Below are 24,448 nucleotides of genomic sequence, written 5' to 3' on the forward strand. Positions count from 1 at the left end.
GCGATCCAATCGCCGCGGCCCGGCGCGTCCGGGCGGGGCCGGAGGCTAGCGGCGTTCGCCGACGAACCTCCCGGCTTCCGCGGGCCAGGGAAGGCCCGCGTGCGCCCGCGCAAGCGCGTCGAGGGCCGCGCGTATCCCGTCGGAGGCCGGGCAGGCGCGGCCGGCCTTCGCATCGACATGCAGCAGCATCTGCTCCGCCGTGGCCACCAGCGCGCCATCGGCGCGGTGGAGGCGATGGAAGAGGCGGATCCGCTTCTCGTCGCTCGCGAGGATGCGGGTCGTCGAGTGGAACCGCTCGCCCCGCTTCATCTCCCCGAGATGCATGATGTGGGATTCGACGGTGTAGTAGCTGTGCCCCGTCGCGACGTAATCCGGCCCCGCGCCGATCTTCGCGAGGAGCGCGTCGGTCGTGTCTCCGAAGACCTGTAGATAGCGGTGCTCGGTCATGTGGCCGTTGTAGTCGATCCATTCCGGCGGGACGGTTCCGTCCAGCATCCGGGGCGGCTCGGCGGGCTCGTTCGCCCCGCGCGCCGCCGACCGCAGCCGTTCCTCCTGATCGCGCAGGAGCGCGCCGGCGCCCCAGCCCGCGCCGCCACGCCGCGCCGCGAGGGCGCGGATCGTCGCGACCAGATTGTCGTCGCGGATCCGTTCCAGTTCGCGCAGCGTAAGATCGCCGGTCTGCGCGTCCGACTGCCTGCCGATCTTCTCGACGAGTGCCTCGTCGAGATCCGGCACATCGGTCAGATGCGTCCAAGGCCATTTCAGCGCCGGGCCGAACTGGGCGAGGAAGTGCCGCATTCCCGCCTCGCCCCCGGCGATCCGATAGGTCTGGAACAGGCCCATCTGCGCCCATCTCAGGCCGAAGGAATAGCGGATGATGTCGTCGATCTCGCCGACGCTCGCGACGTCGTCGTTCACGAGCCAGAGCGCCTCGCGCCAGAGCGCCTCGAGCAGGCGGTCGCCCACGAAGGCCTCGATCTCGCGGCGGATGACCACCGGCTTCATGCCGAGCGCCGCGTAGAGCGCCTTCGCGCGCTCCACCGCCTCGGGCGCCGTCGCCTTGCCCGCGACGATCTCGACGAGCGGCAGCAGGTAGACCGGATTGAACGGATGCGCGACGACGAGGCGGCCGGGCCGTGTCATGCCCTCCTGAAGGTCGCTCGGCAGCAGGCCGGAGGTCGAACTGCCGATCAGCGCCTCGGCGGGGGCGGCGGCGTCGATGGCCTGGAGCACGCGGCGTTTGAGATCGATCCGCTCCGGCACGCTCTCCTGGATGAAATCGGCGCCCGCCACCGCCGCCTCGAGGCTCGCGGCGAAGGTGAGCCTGCCCTTCGGGGGCAGAGGCGCGTCGAAGAGCGCGGCATGGGCGCGCTCGGCGTTGGCGAGAACCTCTCCCACGACCCGCTCCGCCTCCGGCCCGGGATCGTAGACGGCCACGTCCCATCCCGAGAGCAGCAGCCGCGCGACCCATCCCGCGCCGATCACGCCGCCGCCGACGCAGGCGGCCTTGCCGATCCCGCCGGTTTCCACGCGCGCGCTCACCACCGGCGCTCCAGCCGGAGCTTTGCGCGGACCTCGTCCGGTCCGAGCAGGCGGCAGCCCATCGCGGTCACGATCGAGGCCGCGCGTTCCACCAGCGCGCCGTTGGTCGCGAGCACGCCCGTGTCGAGCCAGATGTTGTCCTCGAGCCCGACGCGGATGTTGCCGCCGGCGAGCACCGCGAGCGCGGCGTAGGGGAGCTGGTTGCGGCCGATCGAGAAGGCGGAATAGGTCCAGCCCTCCGGCATCTGGTCCACGATCGCCTTCAGGGTGCCGATGTCGTCCGGCGCGCCCCAGGGAATGCCCATGCAGAGCTGCACCATCACCGGATCGTCGATCACGCCCTGCGCCCTCAGCCATTTCGCGAGCAGCAGGTGGCCGGTGTCGAAGACCTCGATCTCGGGCCGGACGCCGAGCGCCTGGATCCGCCGCGCCATCGCCCTGAGCATCGCGGGCGTGTTGGTCATCACATAGTCGCCCTCGCCGAAGTTCATCGTGCCGCAGTCGAGCGTGCAGATCTCGGGCAGGAGCTCGGCGACGTGGACGAGTCGCTCCTCGGCGCCGACCATGTCGGTCCCGGCGGGATCGACCGGAAGCGGCGCCTCGGTGGAGCCGAGCACGAGATCGCCGCCCATGCCGGCGGTCAGGTTCAGGACCATGTCGACGCCGGAATCGCGGATCCGCTCCACGACCTCGCGATAGAGCTTCGGGTCGCGCGCGCCCTTGCCGGTCTCGGGATCGCGGACATGGATATGCGCGATGGCCGCGCCCGCCCGGGCGGCCTCGACGGCGGCGGCGGCGATCTCGGCGGGGGTGACCGGCACCTTGTCGGAGCGCGAGGTGGTGTCGCCCGAGCCGGTCACGGCGCAGGTGATGAAGACGTCTCGGTTCGGCTGAAGCGGCATGGCATGATCCCCGGCGCGGCTGCGGTTCCGGCTGCGACCTTGACGCGGCGCGGCGGGAGGCATTTGGCTTGGAGCGAAGCCGTGTTGATCGAAGGCGAATGCGATGCTGTTTGCACCGTCGGACGAGCCGCTTGCCATCACGCTGCTCGTCTTTCCCGACAGTTCGCTGATGACGCTCGCCTCCACGCTCGATCCGATGCGCGCGGCGAACCGGGTCGCGGGGCGCGATCTCTACCGCTGGGAGACCGTCTCGCTCGACGGGGAACCGCCGGTGACCACCTGCGGCCTGCCGATCCCGGTGGCGGGGCGGTTCGAGCCGGCGCGGCGCCGGGATCTCCTCGTCGTGCTCGCCGCGTTCAACGTCTTCGCCCATGCGACCCGGGGGGTGCTGGCGGCCACGCGGATGGGCGCGCGGCACGCGGCGATGACGGCGGGGATCGAGGCGGGCGCCTGGGTGCTCGGCCTCGCCGGGCTGCTCGACGGACGCGCGGCGACGACGCACTGGGAGGATCTGGAGGATTTCGCCGCGCGCTTTCCGCTCGCCGACGCGCGGCCCGACCGTTTCGTGATCGACGGGCCGGTCATCACGGCGGGCGGGGCGAGCCCCGCGCTCGACCTGATGCTGGCGCTGATCCGGGCGCGGCAGGGATTCTCCACCGCGCTCGACGTGGCGAGCCTCTATGTCTACGACGAGACCCAGGCGGCGAGCGCGGCGCAGCCGCTGGTCTCGCTCGGGCGGCTCCGGGATCGCGAGCCCCGGGTGGCCGCGGCGATCCGCGCGATGGAGAACCACCTCGACCAGCCGCTCCCGATCACCGCGATCGCCAGACACGCGGGGGTCTCGAGCCGGAGGCTCGAGACCCTGTTCCGGACCGCGGTCGGCGCCTCGCCCGGCGCCTATTACCTCGCGCTCCGCCTCAAGGCCGCGCGCAGGCTGGTGCTCGACACCCGGCTTCCGATGGCCGAGATCGCCGAGCGCGCGGGCTTTTCCTCGATCGCGGCGCTGTCACGCGCCTTTCGCCGGGAATACGGCCTGCCGCCCTCCGCGGCGCGCCGGGCGTCTCAGAGCCCGAGCGCCTGACGCGCCGCCGGCACACCGGGCGCGCCTTCACGCGTCGTCACACCGTCGAGCCAGGCATCGAGAGCGGCGGGATTGTCCCTCAGCCACTTCTCCGCGGCGGCGTCCGCGGTCATCCCGTCATCGAGGATGTAGCTCATCATCAGGTCCTCGGCCTCGACGGAGAAGACGAGGTTGGAGAGGAACCTTCCCACGTTGGGGCAGTCCGCCAGATAGCCGGGGCGGGTGTTGGTCAGCACGCGCGCCGCGCCGTCGTCCGGACCGAAGACGTCGTCGCCCTCGGTCAGATAGTCCATCTCGATATTGACGTTCATCGGATGCGGCCGCCAGCCGAAGAAGACGATCGGCTTCTCCGACCGCGCGGCGCGCTTGACCTGCGCGAGCATCGCCTGCTCGCTCGACTCGACCAGCGTGAAGTCCTTCAGGCCGAACTTGTCGGCCTTGATCATGTCGAGAATGGTGGCATTCGCGCTGGAGCCGGCCTCGATGCCGTAGATCCTGTGGTCGACCGCGTCGCCGAACTTCGCGATGTCGGCGTAGGTCCGGAGACCGGCGTCATACGCGGCTTTCGGTACCGCGAGGCCGATGAGCGCCCCTTCGAGATTGGCGCGGACCACGTCGATCCTGCCCGCGTCGACCAGCGGCTTCTGCGTCGGTTCCTGCAACGGCATCCAGTTGCCGAGGAAGATATCCACGTCGCCGCGCGGCAACGCCTCGTAGGTCACGGCGACCGAGAGGATGTCGATCCGCGGCTCGTAGCCGAGGCTCGTCAGGATCCGCCCCGCGACGGCGGTCGTGGCCGAGATGTCGGTCCAGCCCACGTCGGAGAATCGCGGCGAGGCGCAGGATTCGGGTTCCGCGGCGGCGAGCGGCGCGACGCCCGCGAGAAGCGCGGCGACCAGGCCGGCGGCGAATACGCGAGACGTCATCGTGGCTTCCTCTCTCCTGACCAGACACGGGCGAGGATACGACGGATCGCGCCGGACCCTTTGCGATTTCCGACGCTCCCTTGATGAATGCCGCAGCCCGGGGGGGCGGTGCCCGGCGACGTGGCCGCGGTTCGCCGGGTGGGATCGCGGGGAAGCGAAGCCGCTTGACCCTTTCCCTTCGCACCCGCACACTCCGCCCGCGACATCCGCCCGCCTGTTCCGAACCAGAGGGATGCATGATGGATCAGATGGCCCGCGAGACCCCGCGGCTGCCCAGCCCCTTCGCCGCCGGGGAATACCTGACAGATGCCTGGCAACGCTCGATCCTCTTCCTCGACGTCATGCGCCGGCGCGCCGCGCGCCACGAGGCGCACGCTTCCGCCGCGGCGCCGAACGTGCTCGACTACGAGGCCGAGCTCGTCATGGACGGGCGCGAGCTTGCCCGCCCGGTCAACTATCTTCTCGCCCGAATCGTCCCGCCTCCGGGGGTGACGGTCGACCCGGCGAAGCGTCCCTTCGTCGTCGTCGATCCGCGCGCCGGCCACGGTCCGGGGATCGGCGGCTTCAAGGCCGACAGCGAGATCGGCGTCGCGCTGAAGGCGGGGCATCCGGCCTATTTCATCGGCTTCCTCCCCGACCCGGTCCCGGCCCAGACGATCCTCGACGTCACCGCGGCCGAGGCCGTCTTTCTCGAGAAGGTCATCGACCTCCATCCCGAGGCCGAGGGCAAGCCCTGCGTCATCGGAAACTGTCAGGCGGGCTGGGCGGTCACGATGCTGGCCGCGCTCCGGCCGGAGCTTTTCGGGCCGATCATCCTCGCCGGCACGCCGCTCTCTTACTGGGCGGGCGTCCGCGGCCAGTATCCGATGCGCTACTCGGGCGGCCTGCTCGGGGGATCCTGGCTGACCGCGCTGGCCGGCGACCTCGGCGGCGGGGTCTTCGACGGCGCCTGGCTCGTCCAGAACTTCGAGAACCAGAATCCCGCCAACACGCTCTGGACCAAGCAGTACAACCTCTGGTCCAGGATCGACACCGAGCCCGAGCGCTATCTCGACTTCGAGCAATGGTGGGGCGGGCATGTCAGTCTCAACGCCGGGGAAATGCAGTGGATCGTCGATGAACTCTTCGTCGGCAACCGCCTCGCCTCCGGCGAGATCCGCGCGGAGGACGGCACCGCGATCGACCTGCGCTCGATCCGCTCGCCGATCGTCGTCTTCTGCTCCAGGGGCGACAACATCACGCCGCCGCAGCAGGCGCTCGACTGGATCCTCGATCTCTACGACGGCGTCGACGACATCCGCGCCTGGGGCCAGACCATCGTCTATACCGTCCACGACAGGATCGGCCATCTCGGCATCTTCGTCTCGGGAAGTGTCGCGCGGAAGGAGCATGACGAATTCGCGTCGAACATCGACCTGATCGACGTGCTGCCCCCGGGGCTCTACGAGGCGGTGCTGACGCCGAAGGGCGAGGCCATCGCCAATCCCGATCTGGTCACCGGCGAATGGGTGATGCGCTGCGAGGCGCGCACGCTCGACGACATCCGCGCGCTCGGCGGCAACGACCTCGCCGACGAGCGCGAGTTCGAGGCGGCCGCGCGGGTCTCGGAGGTCAACCTCGCGCTCTACCGCGCGCTCGCCCAGCCGGCGGTCCGGGCGATGGTTCCGCCGGCGCTGGCGGAGACCATGCGCCGGATGCATCCGCTGCGTCTCTCCTACGAGATGTTCGGGCGGAAGAACCCCTGGACGGCCTGGATCGCATCGGAAGCGGAGCGGGTTCGCGACCGCCGTCGGCCCTCGGCGGGGGAGAATCCGCTTCTCGCCGCGCAGGCGCTGGTGTCGAAGGCGGTCGTGGACGGGCTCGATGCCTGGCGCGTCGCCGCGGAACAGGCCTCGGAACAGGCGTTCCACGCGATCTACGGCACGCCCGCGCTGCAGGCCGCGCTCGGCATCGACACGTCCTCGCCGCGGCGTCCGCGCAAGGCCGCGCGGAGCAAGCTGCACGAAGCGCTGGTCGCGCGCCGCGTCGAGGAATTGCGCGCCGGGATGACCCGCGGCGGCTTCGCCGAGGCGCTGATCCGCGCGCTCGCCTGGGTCGGCATGGACCGCGACCACGTGGACGAGCGCGCCTTCGCGGCGATCCGGCGGCTGCGCGACGCCTATGCCGCGCTGCCGCGCATGACGCTGGCCGGGTTCAAGGCGGCGGTCCGCGAACAGTACCTGATGCTGCTCATCGACGAGGAGGCGGCGCTCGCCGCCATCCCCGCCCTGATGCCGGGGCCGATCGCGGAGCGGCGCGAGGGTTTCGCCGCGCTGCGCGGCGTGCTCGAGGCGCGTGGCGCCGCCGACGAGGCCCGGGAGGAGCGGCTGCGGCGCGTCGCGGCGCTCTTCGGCCTCGGGCCCGAACTCGTGACGGAGGAGGCGTCCTGAGATGGAGGCGCGCGCGGCCGGAAGCCGGAAGTACGACCGACTGATCGCGGCCGCGCGCGAATGCGCGCCCGCGGTGACGATCGTCGCCCATCCCTGCGACGAGACCTCGCTCAGGGGGGCGATCGAGGCGGCGGAGGCGGGGCTGATCGAGCCGGTGCTGGTCGGTCCGGAGCTCAGGATCCGCGACGTCGCCGCCGAGCACGCGATCGACCTCGCCGGCCGTCAGATCGTCGACGCCCCCCACAGCCACGCCGCCGCGGCGCAGGCGGTCGCGCTGATCCGCGAGGGCAGGGGGGAACTTCTGATGAAGGGGAGCCTGCATACCGACGAGCTGATGAAGGAGGTCACCTCCTCGGCCACGGGCCTGCGGACCGAGCGGCGGATCAGCCATGTCTTCATCATGGACGTGCCGGGCCATCCGGAAACGCTCTTCATCACCGACGCGGCGATCAACATCTTTCCCGATCTCGATACCAAGCGCGACATCGTCCAGAACGCCATCGACCTCTGGACCGGCGTCGGACTGGGGACACCCCGGGTCGCGATCCTCTCCGCCGTCGAGACGGTGACGACGAAGATCCCCTCCACGATCGAGGCCGCCGCGCTCTGCAAGATGGCCGAGCGCGGGCAGATCACCGGCGGCCTGCTGGACGGGCCGCTCGCCTTCGACAACGCGATCGACCGCGAGGCCGCGCGCATCAAGGACATCGGCGGACCGGTGGCGGGCCACGCGGAGATCCTGGTCGTTCCCGATCTGGAGGCCGGCAACATGCTGGCGAAGAACCTCACCTTCCTCGCCCATGCCGACGCCGCCGGCATCGTGCTCGGCGCGCGCGTTCCCATCATCCTGACCTCGCGCGCGGACAGCGTGCGGACCCGTCTCGCCTCCTGCGCGGTGGCGGCGATCTACGCCGATTCCCGCCGCGCGGCGGCGGCGGCCGTCGGGGCGCGCTCCGCGACCGTCTAGGCGCGGCCGAGGCGCCAGAGCTCCCGGCGCAGCCGGGCCACGCGGTAGGCGTCGAAGATCGCCATCGCGTAGACGAAGATCCCGCCGGCGAGCTTGCCGACCTGCGACACCTCGGGCGCCGCGGTGGCCAGCGTCAGCCCGCCGAGCAGCAGCATGAAGAAGAGGAAGGTGAGCCCGCGGACGGGCTGGCGGTTCATCACCTGGCCGCAGCCCGGAAGCAGGATCGCGACGCAGAGCACGAGCCAGGGGCGCGGCGGACGGCGGTCAGGCGGGGCGGGCGGCACGGGCGAGGTTCTCCGACATCGTCAGCAGGGTTTCGAGCAGCGCCCGCGCCCGCGGGGCCCGGGCGGGCGCCCGGCCAAGCTCGGCGTCCCGGAACAGGAGATAGGCCCCCCTCGACGCCTCCTCGGCCAGGTGCACGAGGCGGAGCCCGCGGGGGGAGAGCACGATTTCCTTCAGGGCGGGATCCTCGAACAGCCCGGCGAGACCGAGCAGGAAGCCCGCCGGGGGCAGATCCTCCGGCGCGGTCGACCGCATCGCGAGGTGCTCTGGAAAGCCCGGGGGCGGGGAGATCTCGGCGGGCAGCGCGCCGAAGGTCGAGAACGGCTCCTGCCCCGTCGGGCGGAGCATGAGACGCGTCTCGCCCCGGAGCGGCTGCGGCTCGGTCAGGGTCGCGAGCAGCCAGAGCGCCGGCAGCTTGCGGAAGGTGAGCGCGTCGGGGATCGCGCGCAATTCCACGGCGCGGCCCTCGAAGCGCCCGGCGAGGCGCGGAAAGCCCGAGGGATCGAGCCGCGCCCGGCGGTCGCGGAGCAAGGCGTCGACCGCGCCGAGATAGCCGGCGCGCGCGGCGCGCCGCAGCCGGGCCGCGCGCCAGAGACGCCGGGCGCTCAGCCCGAGCGCCAGGGCGAGACCGAGCGTGATGAGAAGGAGCGGGTGATCCATCGTGTTTCCCCGTATCAGGCGGCCCCGCCCCCTGCGAGGGCGGGGCCGCCTGGTGTCAGTAGCCCTTCGGCCGCGGCCAGGGCATCGTGAACTGCGCGGCGCGGCTCACGAAGCGGTAGCGGCGGAAGTGGAACCAGAGCGAGGCGACGATGTAGAAGACGATCATCGCGACGAGCTGCGTGCCGTAGCCAAGGAATACCGCGAAATAGGCCACCGAGCAGAGGCAGAGCAGCGCGATCGCGGGGATCGGGTGGAACGGATGCTCGTAGCCGCGCTTGATGACGCCCATCGGCCATTTGCGCCGGAACAGGATCACGTTGAGCGGCATGAACGTGTATTCGAGCAGCCCCGACAGGATCGAGAAGGTCACCACCTGGTCGAGCGGCACCTTGAGCGCGAAGGCGAGCGCGATCGGCACCAGGAAGATGATCGAGCGGTAGGGCGTGCGGTACTTCGGATGCACCGCGCCGAACCAGCCGGGCAGGTACTTGTCCCGCCCCATCGCGAACCAGGCGCGCGACGCGTCGTTGATGCAGCCGTTGGCCGAGGCGAGGGTCGCGAAGAGCGTGCCGATGCCGAGAAGCCAGACGAGCGCCGGGGTTCCCGAGAGCCGCGCCGCGTCGAAGAGCGGCGCCACCGAGCCGTTCACGCCGTCCCCGAGATATTCCCACGGGATGAGGCCGACGCAGATGTACCAGGTCAGCGTCGCCGCGATCAGCAGCGTCATGATGCCCGCGAGCGTGCCGAACGGCAGCGCGCGCGCCGGCGAGCGCACTTCCTCCGCCGCCTGGGTCGTGCCTTCGATGCCGAGGTAGAACCAGAGGCCGAAGTGGATCGCGGCCAGCACGCCGATCCAGCCGTAGGGCAGCGCCGCCTGTCCGGCCATGAGCTCGGCGTGATGCGTCTCGCCCGCGCCGAGGATGCCGGAGGTCGAGAGGAACAGGATCAGGATCGCGGAGAAGGCGATCGCGGTGATGACGAGGTTGAAGGTCAGCGTCGCCAGCACGCCCCGGTAGTTGAGCCAGGCCAGGAACATGATGACGAGCACGATGAAGGGCCGCTGGTCGAGCTCGACCACCCCGCCCGTCAGCCGCGCGACCTCGGAGATGAGGTAGCCCGCCGTGATCGCGTTCGCCGCCTCGAGCATCGTATAGGCGAAGACGAGGTAGAGGCCGACGTTGAAGGCCATGAGCGGCCCGATGATGTGCTTGGCCTGCGTATACTGGCCGCCGGCCGCGGCCACCGTCGAGGTGACCTCGGAATCGATCATCGCGACGCAGGTGTAGAGGATGCCGGCGAACCAGCAGGCGAGCAGCGCCGCGTAGGCGCCGCCCTTTCCGACGGCGAAGTTCCAGCCCATGTACTCGCCGACGAGCACGATGCCGACGCCGAGCGCCCAGACATGGGCGGGGCCGAGGACGCGGAGCAGGCCGACCTTGGTGCCGTGCGGCCCCATGCCGTCCATGGTATCGGAGGTGATGTCAAAATCGCTCATTTCGCTCACATCCGGTGCTCTTCGGTCATCGCCTCGATCTCGCCTTCCCGGGAGGAGGTCAGCACATCCTCCGGATAGGTCGCGTCGGTGCGCAGCCAGTCTGTGACGATATAGAGGCCGAAGACGGCGGAGAGCGCCCAGGCCGCGTATTCCATGAAGCCCCAGAAGGTCATCGCCGCGTCCTCCCGTTCGATCCGTCGAACTTCTCGGCGATGACATCGCGGTATTCCCGGTCGGAGAGACGCAGCATCATCACGTAATAGCCGATCACGACGACGAACATCACCGCGAGCGCGAGCCAGGAGAAGCCGTAGTCGTAGCGCGCCAGGATGATCGGCGCGGCTGCGGCGGGATCGGTCAGGCCGAGCGCCTGGTACTGCGCCACCTGGGTCGCGTTCTGGCCGAGGCTCTCCCAGGTCGCCTCGCCGATCGCCGGAACGCTCTTCGAACTGCCGGCGAGGCCGAGGTAGAGCGGCGCGTAGAGCGCGCCGAAGGTCATCGCGAGCAGCACCGCGACGTCGAGGAACTGGCCGACACGGCCCTGCTTCGGGGGAACGTAGCGCGACATGGGCTCAGCCCTTCGCTTCGCGGCTGGCGTCGAGGAACTTCAGGTCCATGCCATACATGAAGTCGCGGTCCTCGCGGTAGTGCCGCAGCATCGCGCGGATCGCCGCGGTGTTGAAGACGAGGATGACCGTCCCCGCGAAGAGGAGCATCGCCCGCGCGACCCCGTTCGGAGCGAGGTTCCAGGTGGTGAGCGCGACGAAGAAGATCGCGAACCACAATCCTATCACGAAGGCCCAGGCGACGGTCACGTCCCGCCTGTGCATGGCGCCGATGCGCCGCCGCAGATCCGACATTGTCTTCCTCCCTTGGCTCGTGCCGGAGGTCGGCCGAGCCGGTTTTTCTTTTGGGGCAAGTTAAATTTCTCACAGGAAAATACATCGCCCTTCTTCTGTCAAGGAAATCCTGCGCGGGGGGATGTCGCCGCGACGTCAGGCGGGCCTGCCGCCCCCTTGCGCGGCGCCGCGCCGGGCGCGGGGCGGAAGGCCAAAGCGCCGGGCATAGCAGCGCGAGAAATGCGCGGCGCTGGCGAAGCCGGTCGAGGCGGCGATCTCGATCACCGGCAGCGCCGACTGCATGAGCAGCTCGTCCGCCTTGTCAAGGCGCAGGTCGCGGTAGAAGGCGGTGATCGACTGTCCGAGATGCGCGCCGAAGAGCCGCTGCAACTGGCGCTGGCTCACCCCGGTCAGGGTCGCGAGCTGGGCGGGGGACAGCGGGTCGGCGAGATGGCTCGTCATCAGGCCGACGGCGGCTTCCAGCACCGGGTGGCGGAGGTCGAACCGTTCCCCCGGGCCGGCCCGCTGGGGTTCGTTCGCGGTGCGGACGCGGGGGTGGATGAACCAGTCGCTGACCGCGCGGGCGAAGGGCGCGCCATGCTCCTGCGCGATCAGCGCGCACATCATGTCGAGCGCCGCCACGCCCCCCGCGCAGCTGTAGCGGTCGCGGTCGATCACATAGAGCGCGCGCTCGATCATGAGTTCCGCCGAGAAATCCGCCAGCACGTCGATATGCCGCCAGTGGACGGTGAAGCGGCGCCCGGCCATCAGCCCGGCGCGCGCGAGGATCGCGGAGCCGCCGGAGATGCCGCCGAGCGGGATGCCGCGCGCGCGGAGCCAGCGCAGCCGGCGGATCACCGCGGGATCCTCGAAGAGCATCGGATTGCCGCCCGCGACGAGGAAGACGAGATCGAGACCAGCCCCCGCCTCGGCGAGCGGCCGGCTCTCGAAGCCGCCGCCGCAGGTCGAGGGCGCGAAGCCGCCCCGGGCCGAGAAGAACAGGGTTTCGTAGAGCGCGCGTTCGGCGAGGTGGTTCGCCGCGCGCAGCGGCTCGACCGCGGTCGCGAGTGACATGAGCGCGTAGTCGGGCGTCAGGATGAAACCGATGCGCCGGGGCGCGGTGCTCTCTGCCATGGCGATTCCTCCCTCGCTCCGTGACGGGAATATGACGGGCATGGCGTCCGCGGACAAGGATCTGGCCGTCGCGGACAAATCCCGGCGGCGGATCGGCGGTATCCATCGGAACGAGGCGAAGAAGGTGAGGTGCGCGGTGCGCTATTCCGGGCTCAGGGTACTGATCGAGGGGCTGACGGGTCACAAGGGCTGGCGCCCGCTCTGGCGCGACCCGCAGCCGAAGCCGGCCTATGACTACATCATCATCGGCGGCGGCGGACACGGGCTCGCGACCGCCTATTATCTCGCGAGGACCTTCGGCAAGGCGCGGATCGCCGTGCTCGAGAAGGGCTGGCTCGGCTCGGGCAACATCGGGCGGAACACGACGATCATCCGCTCGAACTACCTGCTGCCCGGCAACGAGCCCTTCTACGAATTCTCGATGAAGCTCTGGGAAGGGCTGGAGCAGGAATTCAACTTCAACGCGATGGTCAGCCAGCGCGGGATCCTGAACCTGCTCCATACCGACGGCCAGCGCGACGCCTATCGCCGCCGGGGCAACGCGATGCTCTTCGCGGGCGCCGACGCGGAACTGCTCGACCGCGAGGGCGTGCGGGCGATGTATCCCTGGCTCAACTTCGACAACGCGCGCTTCCCGATCAAGGGCGGCCTCCTCCAGCGCCGGGCCGGAACCGCGCGCCACGACGGCGTCGCCTGGGGCTACGCGCGCGGCGCCGATCTCGCGGGCGTCGACCTGATCCAGAACTGCGAGGTCACCGGCTTCCGGATCGAGAACGGCCGGATCCGGGGCGTCGAGACCAGCCGGGGCTATATCGGCGCCGGGAAGGTCGGCGTCGCGGTCGCGGGCTCGACCGGCCGGGTGATGGCGATGGCGGGGATGCGGATGCCGATCGAGAGCCACGTGCTCCAGGCCTTCGTCTCCGAGGGGCTGAAGCCGACCATCCCGGGCGTGATCACCTTCGGCGCCGGGCATTTCTACGTGAGCCAGTCCGACAAGGGCGGGCTCGTCTTCGGCGGCGACCTCGACGGCTACAATTCCTACGCGCAGCGCGGGAACATGGCGGTGATCGAGGACGTGGCCGAGGGCGGCATGGCGCTGATGCCGATGATCGGGCGGGCGCGGCTCCTGCGCGCCTGGGGGGGCATCATGGACATGTCGATGGACGGCTCGCCGATCATCGACCGGACACCGGTCGAGGGGCTCTATCTCAACGGCGGCTGGTGCTACGGCGGCTTCAAGGCGACGCCGGCCTCGGGCTACGCCTTCGCCCATCTTCTGGCGACCGGCGCGCCGCACGATACCGCGCGGGGCTACCGGCTCGACCGGTTCGAGCGCGGCTACGTGATCGACGAAAAGGGCGTGGGCGCCCAGCCGAACCTGCATTGAAGGCATGACACGATGCTGATCCCCCATCCGCTGCTCGGCCCCTGCGACTCGAGCGAATTCACCTATCTCGGCGATGCCCGGCTGATCGACCGCCCCGACGGGATGGCCGAGGGCGCCGCGGCCGCCTTCGCCGACTACGTCTATCTCCGCGACAATCCGGCCGGCGTGCATCGCGAGCTCTGGTTCCACGAGCAGGGCGACCGTTCCTGGCTCGTCGTGACGCGGAACACGCTGACGCACGAGATCCTCGGCGCGGAACTCGCCCGCGACGTGGCGCTTGGGGGGAGGGGAGAATGACGCGGCTTACCGGCGGTCTGATCGACCGGGGGCGCAAGCTCCATTTCACCTTCGACGGCAAGGCCTTCTCCGGCCATCCCGGCGACACGCTCGCCTCCGCGCTCCTCGCGAACGGCACGGTGCTGATGGGGCGGAGCTTCAAGTATCACCGGCCGCGCGGACCGATCAGCGCGGGATCGGAGGAGCCGAACGCGCTCGTCGAACTCCGGACCGGCGCGCGGACCGAGCCGAACACGCGCGCGACGGTGGCCGAACTCTATGACGGGCTCGACGCGCGCAGCCAGAACCGGATGGGCTCGCTCGCCTTCGACCTGCTCGGCGTCAACGATCTTGTCTCGCCCTTCCTGACGGCGGGCTTCTACTACAAGACCTTCATGTGGCCCCGCGCCTTCTGGGAGAAGCTCTACGAACCCGCGATCCGGCGGGCGGCGGGCCTCGGCAGCCTCTCCTTCGAGCCGGATCCGGACGCCTATGACAAGGGCTTCCTGCATTGCGACCTGCTCGTGATCGGCGCGGGCCCCGCGGGTCTCGCCGCCGCGCTGACGGCGGCGCGGGCCGGGGCGCGGGTGATCCTCGCGGACGAGGACTTCCGGCTCGGCGGGCGGCTGCTCGCGGAATCGGCGCCGCTCGAAGGCGTCGCGGCGGCGGACTGGATCGCCGGGCTCGAGGCCGAATTCGCGAGCCTGCCGAACCTGCGCGTGATGCGCCGGACCACGGTATGGGGCGCTTTCGACCACGGGATCTATGGCGCGGTCGAACGGGTGGCGGACCATCTGCCGGTGCCCGGCGGGCTGCCGCGCCAGACGCTCTGGCGGATCACCGCGCGTCGCGCGATCCTCGCCGCCGGCGCGACCGAGCGGCCGATCGCCTTCGCCGACAACGACCGCCCGGGTATCATGCTCGCGGGCGCGCTACGCGCCTATGCCAACCGCTGGGCCGCCTGCCCGGCGAAGCGGGTCGCGGTCTTCACCAACAACGACGACGGCCACCGAACCGTGCTTGACCTGCGCGCGAAGGGCGTCGAGGTGGCGGGCGTGATCGACCCGCGCGCGGGTGCGAAGCCGCTCGGGGATTACCGCGTCTTCGCGGGCGGCCGGGTGACCGGCACGCGCGGGCGGCTCGGGCTGAAGTCGGTGGAGGTCACGACGGACGGCCGGAGCGAATGGCTCGACTGCGGCGCGCTCGGCGTCTCGGGCGGCTGGAACCCGAACCTGCATCTCGCCTCCCACCACCGGGGCCGCCCGGTCTGGAACGACGCGATCCAGGCCTTCGTGCCGGGCGAGGGCGGGCCGGTCGGCCTTCTCGCCGTCGGCGCGGCGGCGGGCGAGATGACGACGGCGGGCGCGCTGGAGGGCGGCGCCCGCGCGGCGGTCGAGGCGCTCGGCGCGCTCGGGATCGACGCCTCCGCGCCGGAACTGCCGCGGGGGACGGATAGCTTCGCCGCGCCGGAGCCGCTCTGGCATGTGCCGGGAAAGCGCCGCGCCTGGGTCGATTTCCAGAACGACGTGACCGTGAAGGACATCAGGCTCGCGCATCAGGAGAACATGCGCCCGGTCGAGCATCTGAAGCGCTGGACCACGCTCGGCATGGCGACCGATCAGGGCAAGACCGCGAACGTGACCGGCCTCGCGGTGATGGCGGAACTCACCGGCAGGCGCATCCCGGAGACCGGCACGACGATCTTCCGCCCGCCCTATACCGGCGTCGCGCTCTCGGTGCTCGGCGGCGGCGACACCGGCGCGCATTTCCGGCCGCGGCGGCTCACGCCGACCCATTCCTGGGCCGAATCGCGCGGCGCGGTCTTCACCGAGGTCGGCCCCTGGATGCGGGCGCAGTATTTCCCGAGGCCCGGCGAGACCGAATGGCGCCAGAGCGTCGATCGCGAGGTGCTGGCGGTACGCTCCGGCGTCGGGCTCTGCGACGTGACCACGCTCGGCAAGGTCGACGTGCAGGGCGCGGACGCGGGCGCGTTCCTCGACCGGCTCTATTGCAACGCGATGGCGAGCCTCAAGGTCGGCATGGTCCGCTACGGCCTCATGCTGCGCGAGGACGGGCAGGCCTGGGACGACGGCACCTGCGCGCGTCTCGCCGAGGATCACTACGTCGTCACCACGACCACGGCGAACGCGGTGCCGATCTTCCGCCACATGGAATTCGCGCGCCAGTGCCTCTGGCCGGAGCTCGACGTCCAGCTCATCTCGACGACCGACGCCTGGGCGCAGATCGCGGTGGCGGGGCCGAAGGCGCGCGTGCTGCTCGAACGGGTGGTGGACGGGTTCGACCTCTCGAACGAGACCTTCCCCTTCATGGCCTGCGCGAGCCTCACCGTCGCGGGCGGGCTCCGGGCGCGGCTGTTCCGGATCTCCTTCTCGGGCGAGCTCGCCTACGAGATCGCGGTGCCCGCGCGCTACGGCGCGGCGCTGATGGAGCGGCTGATGGAGAAGGGCGCCGATCTCGGAGTCGCGCCCTACGGCACCGAGGCGCTCGGCGTGCTCCGGATCGAGAAGGGCCACGCGGCGGGCAACGAGCTCAACGGTCAGACGACGGCGCGAATGCTCGGTCTCGGCCGGATGGTGAGCGCGAAGAAGGATTCGATCGGCGCGGTCATGTCGCGCCGCGAAGGCCTCGCCGCCGACCGGCGCGTGCTGGTCGGCCTCCAGCCGGTCGATCCGGTCGGCCCCGTCGTCGCGGGATCGCATCTCTTCGCCGAAGGCGCGGAGCGGCGGACCGAGACCGACGAGGGCTGGATCACCTCCGCCTGTTACTCGCCGCATGTCGGCGCCGCGATCGGCCTCGGCTTCCTCGAAGGCGGCGCCGAGCGGATGGGCGAGGTGGTGATCGCCGCGAACCCGCTTCAGGGCCAGGCGACGCGGGTCCGCGTCGTGAGCGCCCATTTCGTCGATCCCGAGGGAGGACGCCTGCGTGACTGATCTCGCCCCCCTGACCGCGCTCGGCGCGGCCGCGCCCCGCGTGACCCGGCTCGGCTCCTTCACGCTGAGCGAGAACGCCGATCTCGCGCTCGCCTCGCTGGCGCTCCGCCGGGGCGGGGAGACGCCCGCGCCCTTCGGCCTCGCGCTGCCCGGCCCCGCCGGCTGGACCGCGGGAGAGGGCGTCGCCGCCTTCTGGACCGGTCCCGGCCAGTGGATGGTGGAGGCGCCCGGCCGCGCGGCGGAGGATTTCGCCGCGGCGCTCAGGGCGGAGGCGCCGGGGGCCTCGGTGACCGAGCAGACCGACGGCTGGACCGCGGTCGAGATCGTCTCCGCCGCCGGCGAGGGGTTGGCGGAGCGCCTGCTCGCGAAGCTCGTCAACCTCGACCCCGCCTCCCTCGTTCCCGGGCGCGCGCGGCGGACGGGGCTCGAGCACATGGGCGTCTTCGTCATCCGCCGGGCGCCCGAGCATTTCGCGGTGCTCGGCGCCCGGTCCTCGGCCGCCTCGCTCTGGCACGCGCTCGAAGCCGCGGCGGGACGTATCGCCGCGGCTTAGGCCCTATTCGGGAGAGTTGTAAAATTTCACCCGCGGGAATAGCCTGACCCTTGTGAGTAAAATGGGGTCAGGCACGATGGGCGAGACGAAGGTCGAGGCGCAGAACCCGCACGCGGTGCGGGAGCCGAAGGAAAACAATCTCGAACAGGCGATCGGCCACGAGGTGCGGCTGCTGCGCAAGCATCTCGGCCTGACCGTGACCGACATCGCCGGTTCGACGGGCATTTCCGTCGGCATGCTGTCGAAGATCGAGAACGGCAACATCTCGCCCTCCCTCTCCACGCTGCAATCGCTCGCCCGCGCGCTCGGTGTGCCGCTCACGACCTTCTTCCGCCGCTTCGAGGAGCGGCGGAGCGCGGTCTTCGTGAAGGCCGGCGGCGGCGTGGAACTGGAGCGCCGCGGCACGCGCGCCGGCCATCAGTACAACCTCCTCGGCCATATCGACGGCGGTTCGGGCGGCGTGCGCGTCGAGCCCTATCTCATCACCCTCACCAAGGCGTCGGACGTCTTTCCGACCTTCCAGCACGAGGGGCTGGAGTTCCTCTACATGATCGAGGGCGAAGTCGTGTACCGCCACGCCGACCAGCTCTTCACCCTGCAGCCGGGCGACAGCCTCTTCTTCGACGCCGACGCCCCGCACGGCCCCGAGCAGCTCATCAGCCTGCCCGCGCGCTACCTCTCCATCATCAGCTACCCCCGCCAGGCCGAAGGGTAGGCTATTCTCAACAAGAATATTTTATTCTTTAAGATTGACGCACCCGGCCCGTCCGCGGTAAGACGGTTTCGTGAAGCAGATCGGAGACTGGCCCATGTGCGGCATCGTCGGATTGTTCCTGAAGGATAAGGCGCTGGAGCCCCGCCTGGGGGAGCTTCTGTCGGACATGCTCATCACCATGACCGACCGGGGCCCGGACAGCGCGGGCATCGCGATCTACGGCGCGGGCGCGCCGGGAAAGGTGAAGATCACCGCGCAGTCGGCTGATCCTGAGAATGAATTCAAGGGCCTCGTCGCCGAGCTCGAACTCGCGGGCGTCGCCGCCGACGTTACGCTCAAGAGCACCCACGCGGTGATCGAGATCGCCGAGGACGCGGTCGCGGACACCCGCGCCTTCCTCGCCCGCAAGGGGCTCCGCGTGATGGGCGCGGGCGAGAGCGTCGAGATCTACAAGGAAGTGGGTCTGCCGAAGGACGTGGTCGCCCGCTTCGACATCCGCGCCATGGGCGGCACCCACGGGATCGGCCACACGCGGATGGCGACGGAATCGGCCGTCACAACGCTCGGCGCGCATCCGTTCTCGACCGGGGCCGACCAGTGCCTGGTGCACAACGGCTCGCTCTCGAACCACAACAACCTGCGCCGCGTCCTCGTGAAGCAGGGAATGAAGTTCGAGACGCAGAACGACAGCGAGGTCGCCGCCGCCTATCTCACCTCCGAGATGGCGGGCGGCAAGGATCTCGGCCAGGCGCTCACCTCCGCGCTCGACGATCTCGACGGGTTCTTCACCTTCGTCGTCGGCACGAAGGACGGTTTCGGCGTCGTCCGCGACCCGATCGCCTGCAAGCCGGCCGTGATGGCCGAGACCGACCAGTACATCGCCTTCGGCTCCGAATACCGCGCGCTCGTGAACCTGCCCGGGATCGAGACCGCCCGCGTCTGGGAGCCGGAGCCCGCCACCGTCTATTTCTGGGACCACGGGAAGGCCGCCTGAGATGCCCGTCTTCGATCTTGCCAAGACCCCGCTGCGCGAGTTCAACGCCGCGCTCCATTCCGTCGGCAACGGCGACAATGACACCGCCTTCGAGGTGCTGAACCCGCGCGGCTCCCACGCGCTCGCGGTCGGGATCGACCAGCCGCTCAGCGTCGACGTGCGCGGCTCGGTCGGCTACTACTGCGCCGGCATGAACGACGGCGGCGCCGTCACGGTGCACGGCTCGGCCGGGCCCGGCGTCGCCGAGAACATGATGACGGGCACCGTCACCATCGAGGGCGACGCCAGCCAGTACGCGGGCGCCACCGGCCGCGGCGGCCTCCTCGTCATCAAGGGCAACGCCGCCTCGCGCTGCGGGATCTCGATGAAGGGGATCGACATCGTCGTGCATGGCAACATCGGCCACATGTCGGCGTTCATGGCGCAGTCCGGGCACCTCGTCGTGCTCGGCGACGCCGGCGAGGCGCTCGGCGACTCGCTCTACGAGGCGAAGCTCTTCGTCCGGGGCGAGGTGAAGAGCCTCGGCGCCGACTGCGTCGAGAAGGAGATGCGCCCCGAGCATATCGAGGTGCTGGCCGGACTGCTCGAGAAGGCCGGCGCCGACGCGAAGCCCGAGGAGTTCAAGCGTTACGGCTCGGCCCGCACGCTCTACAACTTCAACATCGACAACGCCGACGCGTATTGAGGGCGAGATGAGCTACCACAACCCGCATACCCCGCCCCGCAAGTCGGCGACCTTCGACGATTACACGCTGGCCGAGATCCGCCGCGCGGCCGCCACGGGCATCTACGACATCCGGGGCGCCGGCGCGAAGCGCAAGGTTCCGCATTTCGACGACCTGCTCTTCCTCGGCGCCTCGATCTCGCGCTATCCGCTCGAGGGCTACCGCGAGCGCTGCGACACCTCGGTGACGCTTGGCACCCGCTTCGCGAAGAAGCCGATCGAGCTCAAGATCCCGATCACCATCGCGGGCATGAGCTTCGGCGCGCTCTCGGGCCCGGCCAAGGAGGCGCTCGGCCGCGGTGCCACGATCGCCGGCACCTCGACCACCACCGGCGACGGCGGCATGACGAACGAGGAGCGCGGGCATTCGGAGAAGCTCGTCTACCAGTACCTGCCCTCGCGCTACGGCATGAACCCGACCGACCTGCGCCGCGCCGATGCGATCGAGGTCGTGGTGGGTCAGGGCGCGAAGCCCGGCGGCGGCGGCATGCTGCTCGGCCAGAAGATCTCCGACCGCGTGGCCGAGATGCGCACGCTGCCGAAGGGGATCGACCAGCGCTCGGCCTGCCGTCACCCCGACTGGACCGGCCCGGACGACCTCGAGATCAAGATCCTGGAACTGCGCGAGATCACCAACTGGGAGAAGCCGATCTACATCAAGGTCGGCGGCGCGCGGCCCTACTACGACACCGCCCTCGCGGTGAAGGCCGGCGCCGACTGCGTCGTGCTCGACGGGATGCAGGGCGGCACGGCGGCGACGCAGGACGTCTTCATCGAGAACGTCGGCATGCCGACGCTCGCCTGCGTCCGGCCCGCGGTCCAGGCGCTGCAGGATCTCGGCATGCACCGCGAGGTGCAGCTCATCGTCTCGGGCGGCATTCGTTCCGGCGCCGACGTCGCGAAGGCGCTGGCGCTCGGCGCGGACGCGGTGGCGATCGGCACGGCGGCGCTGGTCGCGCTCGGCGACAACGATCCCCATCTCGAGGCCGAATACCAGAAGCTCGGCACCACCGCCGGCGCCTATGACGACTGGCACGAGGGCAGGGACCCGGCCGGCATCACCACGCAGGATCCGGTGCTGGCCGCGCGGGTCGATCCGGTCGCGGCGGGGCGGCGCCTCGCGAACTACCTCAAGGTGATGACGCTGGAGGCGCAGACCATCGCGCGCGCCTGCGGCCACAACCGCCTCGCGAACCTCGAGCCCGAGGACCTCTGCGCGCTGACCATGGAGGCCGCGGCGATGGCCAAGGTGCCGCTCGCGGGGACCGACTGGTACCCGGGCAAGGCCGGCTTCTGATCCCTGGCCCGGTCGCCGCGCAAGCGGCGCCGGGCCTTTTCAATGAAGAACTCAGCAAACGGGGAAGCTTCGTGACCACCGATCTCGCCGCTTTCGCCGCCGAACGCGGCGTCAAGTATTTCATGATCTCCTATACCGATCTCTTCGGCGGCCAGCGGGCGAAGCTCGTGCCGGCCCAGGCGATCGCGGAGATGCAGGAGGATGGGGCGGGTTTCGCCGGCTTCGCGACCTGGCTCGACCTCACCCCCGCCCATCCGGATGTCTTCGCCATCCCCGATGCCTCCTCGGTCATCCAGCTGCCCTGGAAGAAGGACGTGGCCTGGGTCGCCGCCGACTGCGTGATGGAGGACGCGCCGATCGCCCAGGCGCCGCGCGTGGTGCTGAAGCGGCTGATCAAGGAGGCGGCCGAGGCCGGTCTCCGCGTCAAGACCGGCGTCGAGCCCGAATTCTTCCTGATCACCCCGGACGGCCAGGCGATCTCCGACGCCGCCGACACCGCCGAGAAGCCCTGCTACGACCAGCAGGCGGTGATGCGCCGCTACGACGTCATCGCCGAGATCTGCGACGCGATGCTCGAGCTCGGCTGGAAGCCCTACCAGAACGACCACGAGGACGCGAACGGCCAGTTCGAGATGAACTGGGAATACGACGACGCGCTCGCGACCGCGGACAAGCATTCCTTCTTCAAGTTCCTCGTGAAGTCGATCGCCGAGAAGCACGGGCTCCGCGCGACCTTCATGCCGAAGCCCTTCAAGGGCCTGACCGGCAACGGCTGCCACGCGCATATCTCGGTCTGGTCGACGGACGGCAAGACCAACGCCTTCGCGGACAAGAGCAAGGACTTCGGCCTCTCCGACCAGGGCCGGACCTTCCTCGGCGGCATCATGAAGCATGCCTCCGCGCTCGCCGCGATCACCAACCCGACGGTCAATTCCTACAAGCGCATCAACGCGCCGCGCACCGTCTCGGGCGCGACCTGGGCGCCGAACTCGGTCACCTGGACCGGCAACAACCGCACCCACATGGTGCGCGTCCCGGGCCCCGGCCGGTTCGAGCTGCGCCTGCCCGACGGCGCGGTGAACCCCTATCTGCTGCAGGCGGTGATCATCGCGGCGGGCCTCTCGGGCATCCGGTCCAAGGCCGATCCGGGGCCGCATTCGGACATCAACATGTACGAGGACGGCCACACGATCACCGACGCGCCGAAGCTGCCGCTGAACCTGCTCGACGCGCTCCGCGCCTACGAGGCGGATCCGGAATTCATGGAGACCATGGGTTCCGAATTCTCCGCCGCCTTCCTGAAGATGAAGCATCGGGAATGGAACAACTACTGCGCCCAGTTCACCGCTTGGGAGCATGACACGACGCTCGACATATGACCGCGAAGGGGAGGATCCGCGCATGAGCGCCGCGATCATCGACGGGAAGGCCTTCGCCGCGCGGGTGCGCGGCGAAGTGGCCGAGGGCGTGGCCCGGCTTCGCGCCGGGGCGGGGATCACGCCGGGCCTCGCGGTGGTGCTGGTGGGCGAGGATCCCGCCTCCCAGGTCTATGTCCGCAACAAGGGCGCGCAGACGCGGGAGGCCGGCATGGCCTCCTTCGAGCACAGGCTGGCCGACGACACGACCGAGGCCGATCTGCTCGCGCTGATCGCGCGGCTCAACGCCGATCCGGCCGTGCACGGCATCCTGGTGCAGCTGCCGCTGCCCGCCCATATCGAGGCCGACGCGGTGATCAACGCGATCGACCCCGCGAAGGACGTGGACGGGTTCACGATCTCGAACGTGGGCCTGCTCGCGACCGGGCAGAAGGCGATGGTGCCCTGCACCCCGCTCGGCTGCCTCCTGATGCTGCGCGACCATCTCGGCGAGCTCTCGGGCCTGAACGCGGTCGTCGTCGGCCGCTCGAACATCGTCGGCAAGCCGATGGCCCAGCTGCTGCTCGCCGAGAACTGCACCGTGACGCTGGCGCACAGCCGGACCCGCGACCTGCCGGAGGTCTGCCGCCGCGCCGACATCCTCGTCGCCGCCGTCGGCCGTCCGGAGATGATCCGGGGCGACTGGGTGAAGCCGGGCGCGACGGTGATCGACGTCGGCATCAACCGCGTCGAGCGGGACGGACGGACCCGTCTCGTCGGAGACGTCGACTACGCCGCCGCCGAGGCGGTCGCCGGCGCGATCACGCCGGTTCCCGGCGGTGTCGGGCCGATGACCATCGCCTGCCTGCTCGCCAACACGCTGACCGCCGCCTGCCGCGCGCACGGCCTGCCGGAACCCGCCCGGCTCGCCGCCTGACGGATCAGAGACCTTCCGAACGAGGGAAAACCGATGTCGAAATATACCCTGACGGTCGCCTGCGTCACGCGGCGCGGCATCGTCGCCGCCATTGCCGGCTTTCTCGCCGAGAACGGCTGCAACATCACCGACTCCTCGCAGTTCGACGACATGGAGACCGGCCGGTTCTTCATGCGCGTGAGCTTCGTCTCCGAGGAGAAGGCCGATCTCGCCTCGCTGCGCGAGGGGTTCGACGCGGTGGCGGAGCCCTTCGGGATGACCTGGGCGATCCATGACGAGAGCGACCGGATGAAGGTCATCATCATGGTTTCGCGCTTCGGCCACTGCCTGAACGACCTGCTCTACCGCTGGCGGATCGGCGCGCTGCCGATCGACATCGTCGCGGTCATCTCGAACCACCTCGACTACCAGAAGGTCGTCGTGAACCATGACATCCCCTTCCACTACATCAAGGTGACGAAGGAGAACAAACCGGAGGCCGAGGCGCGCCAGATGGCGATCGTGCGCGAGACCGGCGCCGAACTCATCGTGCTCGCGCGCTACATGCAGGTGCTCTCGGACGCGATGTGCAGCGAGATGTCGGGCCGGATCATCAACATCCACCACTCCTTCCTGCCGAGCTTCAAGGGCGCGAACCCCTACAAGCAGGCGTTCGAGCGTGGCGTGAAGCTCATCGGCGCGACCTCGCACTACGTCACCGCCGACCTCGACGAGGGGCCGATCATCGAGCAGGACATCATCCGCGTCACCCACGCGCAGTCGCCCGACGACTACGTGAGCCTCGGCCGGGACGTGGAAAGCCAGGTGCTCGCCCGTGCCATTCACGCCCATATCCACCGCCGCTCCTTCCTGAACGGCAACAAGACCGTGGTCTTCCCGGCATCCCCCGGCTCCTTCGCCTCCGAACGGATGGGCTGATCGGTCGCGCCGCGCGGGCTGGATTTCGCCCGCGCCCGCGGTCTATTCTCGACCCGGCGCCGGTTTACGCGCGCCGGAAAGAGG

General features: G+C 70.0%; 24 protein-coding genes. 14 read left to right on the forward strand and 10 right to left on the reverse strand.

Translation table 11 applies throughout. The annotated features are described in order from the left end of the window. Positions 1–45: 45 nt before the first annotated feature. Both FJM51_RS08415 and FJM51_RS24095 read right to left on the reverse strand, forming a co-directional pair. Positions 46–1,542 carry a carnitine 3-dehydrogenase gene (locus FJM51_RS08415; RefSeq protein ID WP_233713049.1) on the reverse strand — a complete coding sequence of 499 codons (1,497 nt, stop codon included), beginning with the start codon at positions 1,540–1,542 and terminating at the stop codon, positions 46–48. Further along, a complete protein-coding gene (locus tag FJM51_RS24095; RefSeq protein ID WP_210240229.1) occupies positions 1,539–2,444 on the reverse strand; it encodes a beta-keto acid cleavage family enzyme in 906 nt (301 codons plus the stop codon). Before FJM51_RS24095 ends, FJM51_RS08415 begins: the two co-directional genes overlap by 4 nt. A gap of 103 nt (positions 2,445–2,547) precedes the next feature. On the opposite strand from FJM51_RS24095, the gene FJM51_RS08420 reads away from it, so the two are divergent. After that, a complete protein-coding gene (locus tag FJM51_RS08420; protein ID WP_140453685.1) occupies positions 2,548–3,525 on the forward strand; it encodes a GlxA family transcriptional regulator in 978 nt (325 codons plus the stop codon). Here the strand turns inward: FJM51_RS08420 and choX are convergent. Further along, the gene (gene choX, locus FJM51_RS08425; RefSeq protein WP_140453686.1) at positions 3,507–4,451 is read right to left on the reverse strand and encodes a choline ABC transporter substrate-binding protein; all 945 of its coding nucleotides are present in this window, start codon (positions 4,449–4,451) and stop codon (positions 3,507–3,509) included. The two genes, FJM51_RS08420 and choX, sit on opposite strands and share 19 nt — an antisense overlap. A 236-nt stretch (positions 4,452–4,687) precedes the next feature. Here choX and FJM51_RS08430 point away from each other — a divergent pair, with 236 nt between their 5' ends. Both FJM51_RS08430 and FJM51_RS08435 read left to right on the forward strand, forming a co-directional pair. Further along, positions 4,688–6,880 carry a DUF3141 domain-containing protein gene (locus tag FJM51_RS08430; protein ID WP_181164491.1) on the forward strand — a complete coding sequence of 731 codons (2,193 nt, stop codon included), beginning with the start codon at positions 4,688–4,690 and terminating at the stop codon, positions 6,878–6,880. Position 6,881: 1 nt separating this feature from the next. Further along, positions 6,882–7,847, forward strand: coding sequence for a phosphate acetyltransferase (locus tag FJM51_RS08435; protein ID WP_140453687.1), 966 nt, complete (start codon positions 6,882–6,884; stop codon positions 7,845–7,847). Here FJM51_RS08435 and FJM51_RS08440 read toward each other — a convergent pair. From FJM51_RS08440 to FJM51_RS08465, 7 genes are all read right to left on the reverse strand, one after another. Next, a complete protein-coding gene (locus tag FJM51_RS08440; protein WP_140453688.1) occupies positions 7,844–8,131 on the reverse strand; it encodes a hypothetical protein in 288 nt (95 codons plus the stop codon). The genes FJM51_RS08435 and FJM51_RS08440 overlap by 4 nt on opposite strands. Beyond that, positions 8,112–8,789 (reverse strand): hypothetical protein, encoded by a 678-nt coding sequence (locus tag FJM51_RS08445; protein WP_140453689.1) that lies wholly within the window; start codon positions 8,787–8,789, stop codon positions 8,112–8,114. Before FJM51_RS08445 ends, FJM51_RS08440 begins: the two co-directional genes overlap by 20 nt. Positions 8,790–8,844: 55 nt before the next feature. After that, positions 8,845–10,284 carry an APC family permease gene (locus FJM51_RS08450; protein ID WP_233713050.1) on the reverse strand — a complete coding sequence of 480 codons (1,440 nt, stop codon included), beginning with the start codon at positions 10,282–10,284 and terminating at the stop codon, positions 8,845–8,847. A 5-nt stretch (positions 10,285–10,289) separates the two neighbouring features. After that, complete coding sequence (locus FJM51_RS23740; protein WP_181164492.1) at positions 10,290–10,457, reverse strand: hypothetical protein; 168 nt, start codon at positions 10,455–10,457, stop codon at positions 10,290–10,292. Further along, positions 10,454–10,852, reverse strand: coding sequence for a hypothetical protein (locus FJM51_RS08455; protein ID WP_140453690.1), 399 nt, complete (start codon positions 10,850–10,852; stop codon positions 10,454–10,456). The genes FJM51_RS23740 and FJM51_RS08455 overlap by 4 nt, the downstream gene beginning before the upstream one ends. 4 nt (positions 10,853–10,856) lie before the next feature. Continuing rightward, positions 10,857–11,144: a hypothetical protein gene (locus FJM51_RS08460; RefSeq protein ID WP_233713051.1), complete on the reverse strand. Its 288-nt coding sequence runs from the start codon at positions 11,142–11,144 to the stop codon at positions 10,857–10,859. Positions 11,145–11,279: 135 nt separating this feature from the next. Continuing rightward, complete coding sequence (locus FJM51_RS08465) at positions 11,280–12,257, reverse strand: GlxA family transcriptional regulator (protein ID WP_140453691.1); 978 nt, start codon at positions 12,255–12,257, stop codon at positions 11,280–11,282. 136 nt (positions 12,258–12,393) lie between these two features. Here FJM51_RS08465 and FJM51_RS08470 point away from each other — a divergent pair, with 136 nt between their 5' ends. From FJM51_RS08470 to purU, 11 genes are all read left to right on the forward strand, one after another. Next, complete coding sequence (locus FJM51_RS08470; RefSeq protein ID WP_140453757.1) at positions 12,394–13,644, forward strand: sarcosine oxidase subunit beta family protein; 1,251 nt, start codon at positions 12,394–12,396, stop codon at positions 13,642–13,644. Positions 13,645–13,656: 12 nt separating this feature from the next. Then, on the forward strand, positions 13,657–13,941 hold the full coding sequence (locus tag FJM51_RS08475; protein ID WP_140453692.1) for a sarcosine oxidase subunit delta: 285 nt from the start codon (positions 13,657–13,659) through the stop codon (positions 13,939–13,941). Then, complete coding sequence (locus FJM51_RS08480; RefSeq protein ID WP_140453693.1) at positions 13,938–16,871, forward strand: sarcosine oxidase subunit alpha family protein; 2,934 nt, start codon at positions 13,938–13,940, stop codon at positions 16,869–16,871. The genes FJM51_RS08475 and FJM51_RS08480 overlap by 4 nt, the downstream gene beginning before the upstream one ends. Continuing rightward, positions 16,864–17,424 (forward strand): sarcosine oxidase subunit gamma, encoded by a 561-nt coding sequence (locus FJM51_RS08485; RefSeq protein WP_140453694.1) that lies wholly within the window; start codon positions 16,864–16,866, stop codon positions 17,422–17,424. Before FJM51_RS08480 ends, FJM51_RS08485 begins: the two co-directional genes overlap by 8 nt. Before the next feature lie 76 nt (positions 17,425–17,500). Continuing rightward, positions 17,501–18,139: a helix-turn-helix domain-containing protein gene (locus FJM51_RS08490; protein WP_210240230.1), complete on the forward strand. Its 639-nt coding sequence runs from the start codon at positions 17,501–17,503 to the stop codon at positions 18,137–18,139. Between the two features lie 94 nt (positions 18,140–18,233). Further along, a complete protein-coding gene (locus tag FJM51_RS08495; RefSeq protein WP_140453758.1) occupies positions 18,234–19,133 on the forward strand; it encodes a class II glutamine amidotransferase in 900 nt (299 codons plus the stop codon). 1 nt (position 19,134) lies between these two features. Beyond that, positions 19,135–19,818, forward strand: coding sequence for a GltB/FmdC/FwdC-like GXGXG domain-containing protein (locus tag FJM51_RS08500; RefSeq protein WP_140453696.1), 684 nt, complete (start codon positions 19,135–19,137; stop codon positions 19,816–19,818). 7 nt (positions 19,819–19,825) lie between these two features. Then, positions 19,826–21,154 (forward strand): FMN-binding glutamate synthase family protein, encoded by a 1,329-nt coding sequence (locus FJM51_RS08505; protein ID WP_140453697.1) that lies wholly within the window; start codon positions 19,826–19,828, stop codon positions 21,152–21,154. 71 nt (positions 21,155–21,225) lie between these two features. Beyond that, positions 21,226–22,533 (forward strand): type III glutamate--ammonia ligase, encoded by a 1,308-nt coding sequence (gene glnT / locus FJM51_RS08510; protein ID WP_140453698.1) that lies wholly within the window; start codon positions 21,226–21,228, stop codon positions 22,531–22,533. 22 nt (positions 22,534–22,555) lie between these two features. Then, positions 22,556–23,446: a bifunctional methylenetetrahydrofolate dehydrogenase/methenyltetrahydrofolate cyclohydrolase FolD gene (gene folD / locus FJM51_RS08515; protein ID WP_140453699.1), complete on the forward strand. Its 891-nt coding sequence runs from the start codon at positions 22,556–22,558 to the stop codon at positions 23,444–23,446. Between the two features lie 33 nt (positions 23,447–23,479). Beyond that, positions 23,480–24,364 (forward strand): formyltetrahydrofolate deformylase, encoded by an 885-nt coding sequence (gene purU / locus FJM51_RS08520; RefSeq protein ID WP_140453700.1) that lies wholly within the window; start codon positions 23,480–23,482, stop codon positions 24,362–24,364. Positions 24,365–24,448: the final 84 nt, after the last annotated feature.

Source organism: Amaricoccus solimangrovi (assembly GCF_006385685.1).
Classification (GTDB): Bacteria; Pseudomonadota; Alphaproteobacteria; order Rhodobacterales; family Rhodobacteraceae; genus Amaricoccus; species Amaricoccus solimangrovi.

Excerpts from the sequence above, each read along its gene's own strand:
- FJM51_RS08420 (WP_140453685.1), top strand. The coding sequence starts at position 2,548 with ATGCTGTTTGCACCGTCGGACGAGCCGCTTGCCATCACGCTGCTCGTC.
- FJM51_RS08460 (WP_233713051.1), bottom strand. The coding sequence starts at position 11,144 with ATGTCGGATCTGCGGCGGCGCATCGGCGCCATGCACAGGCGGGACGTG.
- FJM51_RS24095 (WP_210240229.1), bottom strand. The coding sequence starts at position 2,444 with ATGCCGCTTCAGCCGAACCGAGACGTCTTCATCACCTGCGCCGTGACC.
- FJM51_RS08435 (WP_140453687.1), top strand. The coding sequence starts at position 6,882 with ATGGAGGCGCGCGCGGCCGGAAGCCGGAAGTACGACCGACTGATCGCG.
- FJM51_RS08445 (WP_140453689.1), bottom strand. The coding sequence starts at position 8,789 with ATGGATCACCCGCTCCTTCTCATCACGCTCGGTCTCGCCCTGGCGCTC.
- FJM51_RS08505 (WP_140453697.1), top strand. The coding sequence starts at position 19,826 with ATGAGCTACCACAACCCGCATACCCCGCCCCGCAAGTCGGCGACCTTC.
- FJM51_RS23740 (WP_181164492.1), bottom strand. The coding sequence starts at position 10,457 with ATGACCTTCTGGGGCTTCATGGAATACGCGGCCTGGGCGCTCTCCGCC.
- FJM51_RS08500 (WP_140453696.1), top strand. The coding sequence starts at position 19,135 with ATGCCCGTCTTCGATCTTGCCAAGACCCCGCTGCGCGAGTTCAACGCC.
- FJM51_RS08490 (WP_210240230.1), top strand. The coding sequence starts at position 17,501 with ATGGGCGAGACGAAGGTCGAGGCGCAGAACCCGCACGCGGTGCGGGAG.
- FJM51_RS08430 (WP_181164491.1), top strand. The coding sequence starts at position 4,688 with ATGATGGATCAGATGGCCCGCGAGACCCCGCGGCTGCCCAGCCCCTTC.
- FJM51_RS08455 (WP_140453690.1), bottom strand. The coding sequence starts at position 10,852 with ATGTCGCGCTACGTTCCCCCGAAGCAGGGCCGTGTCGGCCAGTTCCTC.
- FJM51_RS08475 (WP_140453692.1), top strand. The coding sequence starts at position 13,657 with ATGCTGATCCCCCATCCGCTGCTCGGCCCCTGCGACTCGAGCGAATTC.
- choX (WP_140453686.1), bottom strand. The coding sequence starts at position 4,451 with ATGACGTCTCGCGTATTCGCCGCCGGCCTGGTCGCCGCGCTTCTCGCG.
- FJM51_RS08465 (WP_140453691.1), bottom strand. The coding sequence starts at position 12,257 with ATGGCAGAGAGCACCGCGCCCCGGCGCATCGGTTTCATCCTGACGCCC.
- FJM51_RS08480 (WP_140453693.1), top strand. The coding sequence starts at position 13,938 with ATGACGCGGCTTACCGGCGGTCTGATCGACCGGGGGCGCAAGCTCCAT.
- FJM51_RS08450 (WP_233713050.1), bottom strand. The coding sequence starts at position 10,284 with ATGAGCGATTTTGACATCACCTCCGATACCATGGACGGCATGGGGCCG.
- FJM51_RS08495 (WP_140453758.1), top strand. The coding sequence starts at position 18,234 with ATGTGCGGCATCGTCGGATTGTTCCTGAAGGATAAGGCGCTGGAGCCC.
- folD (WP_140453699.1), top strand. The coding sequence starts at position 22,556 with ATGAGCGCCGCGATCATCGACGGGAAGGCCTTCGCCGCGCGGGTGCGC.
- purU (WP_140453700.1), top strand. The coding sequence starts at position 23,480 with ATGTCGAAATATACCCTGACGGTCGCCTGCGTCACGCGGCGCGGCATC.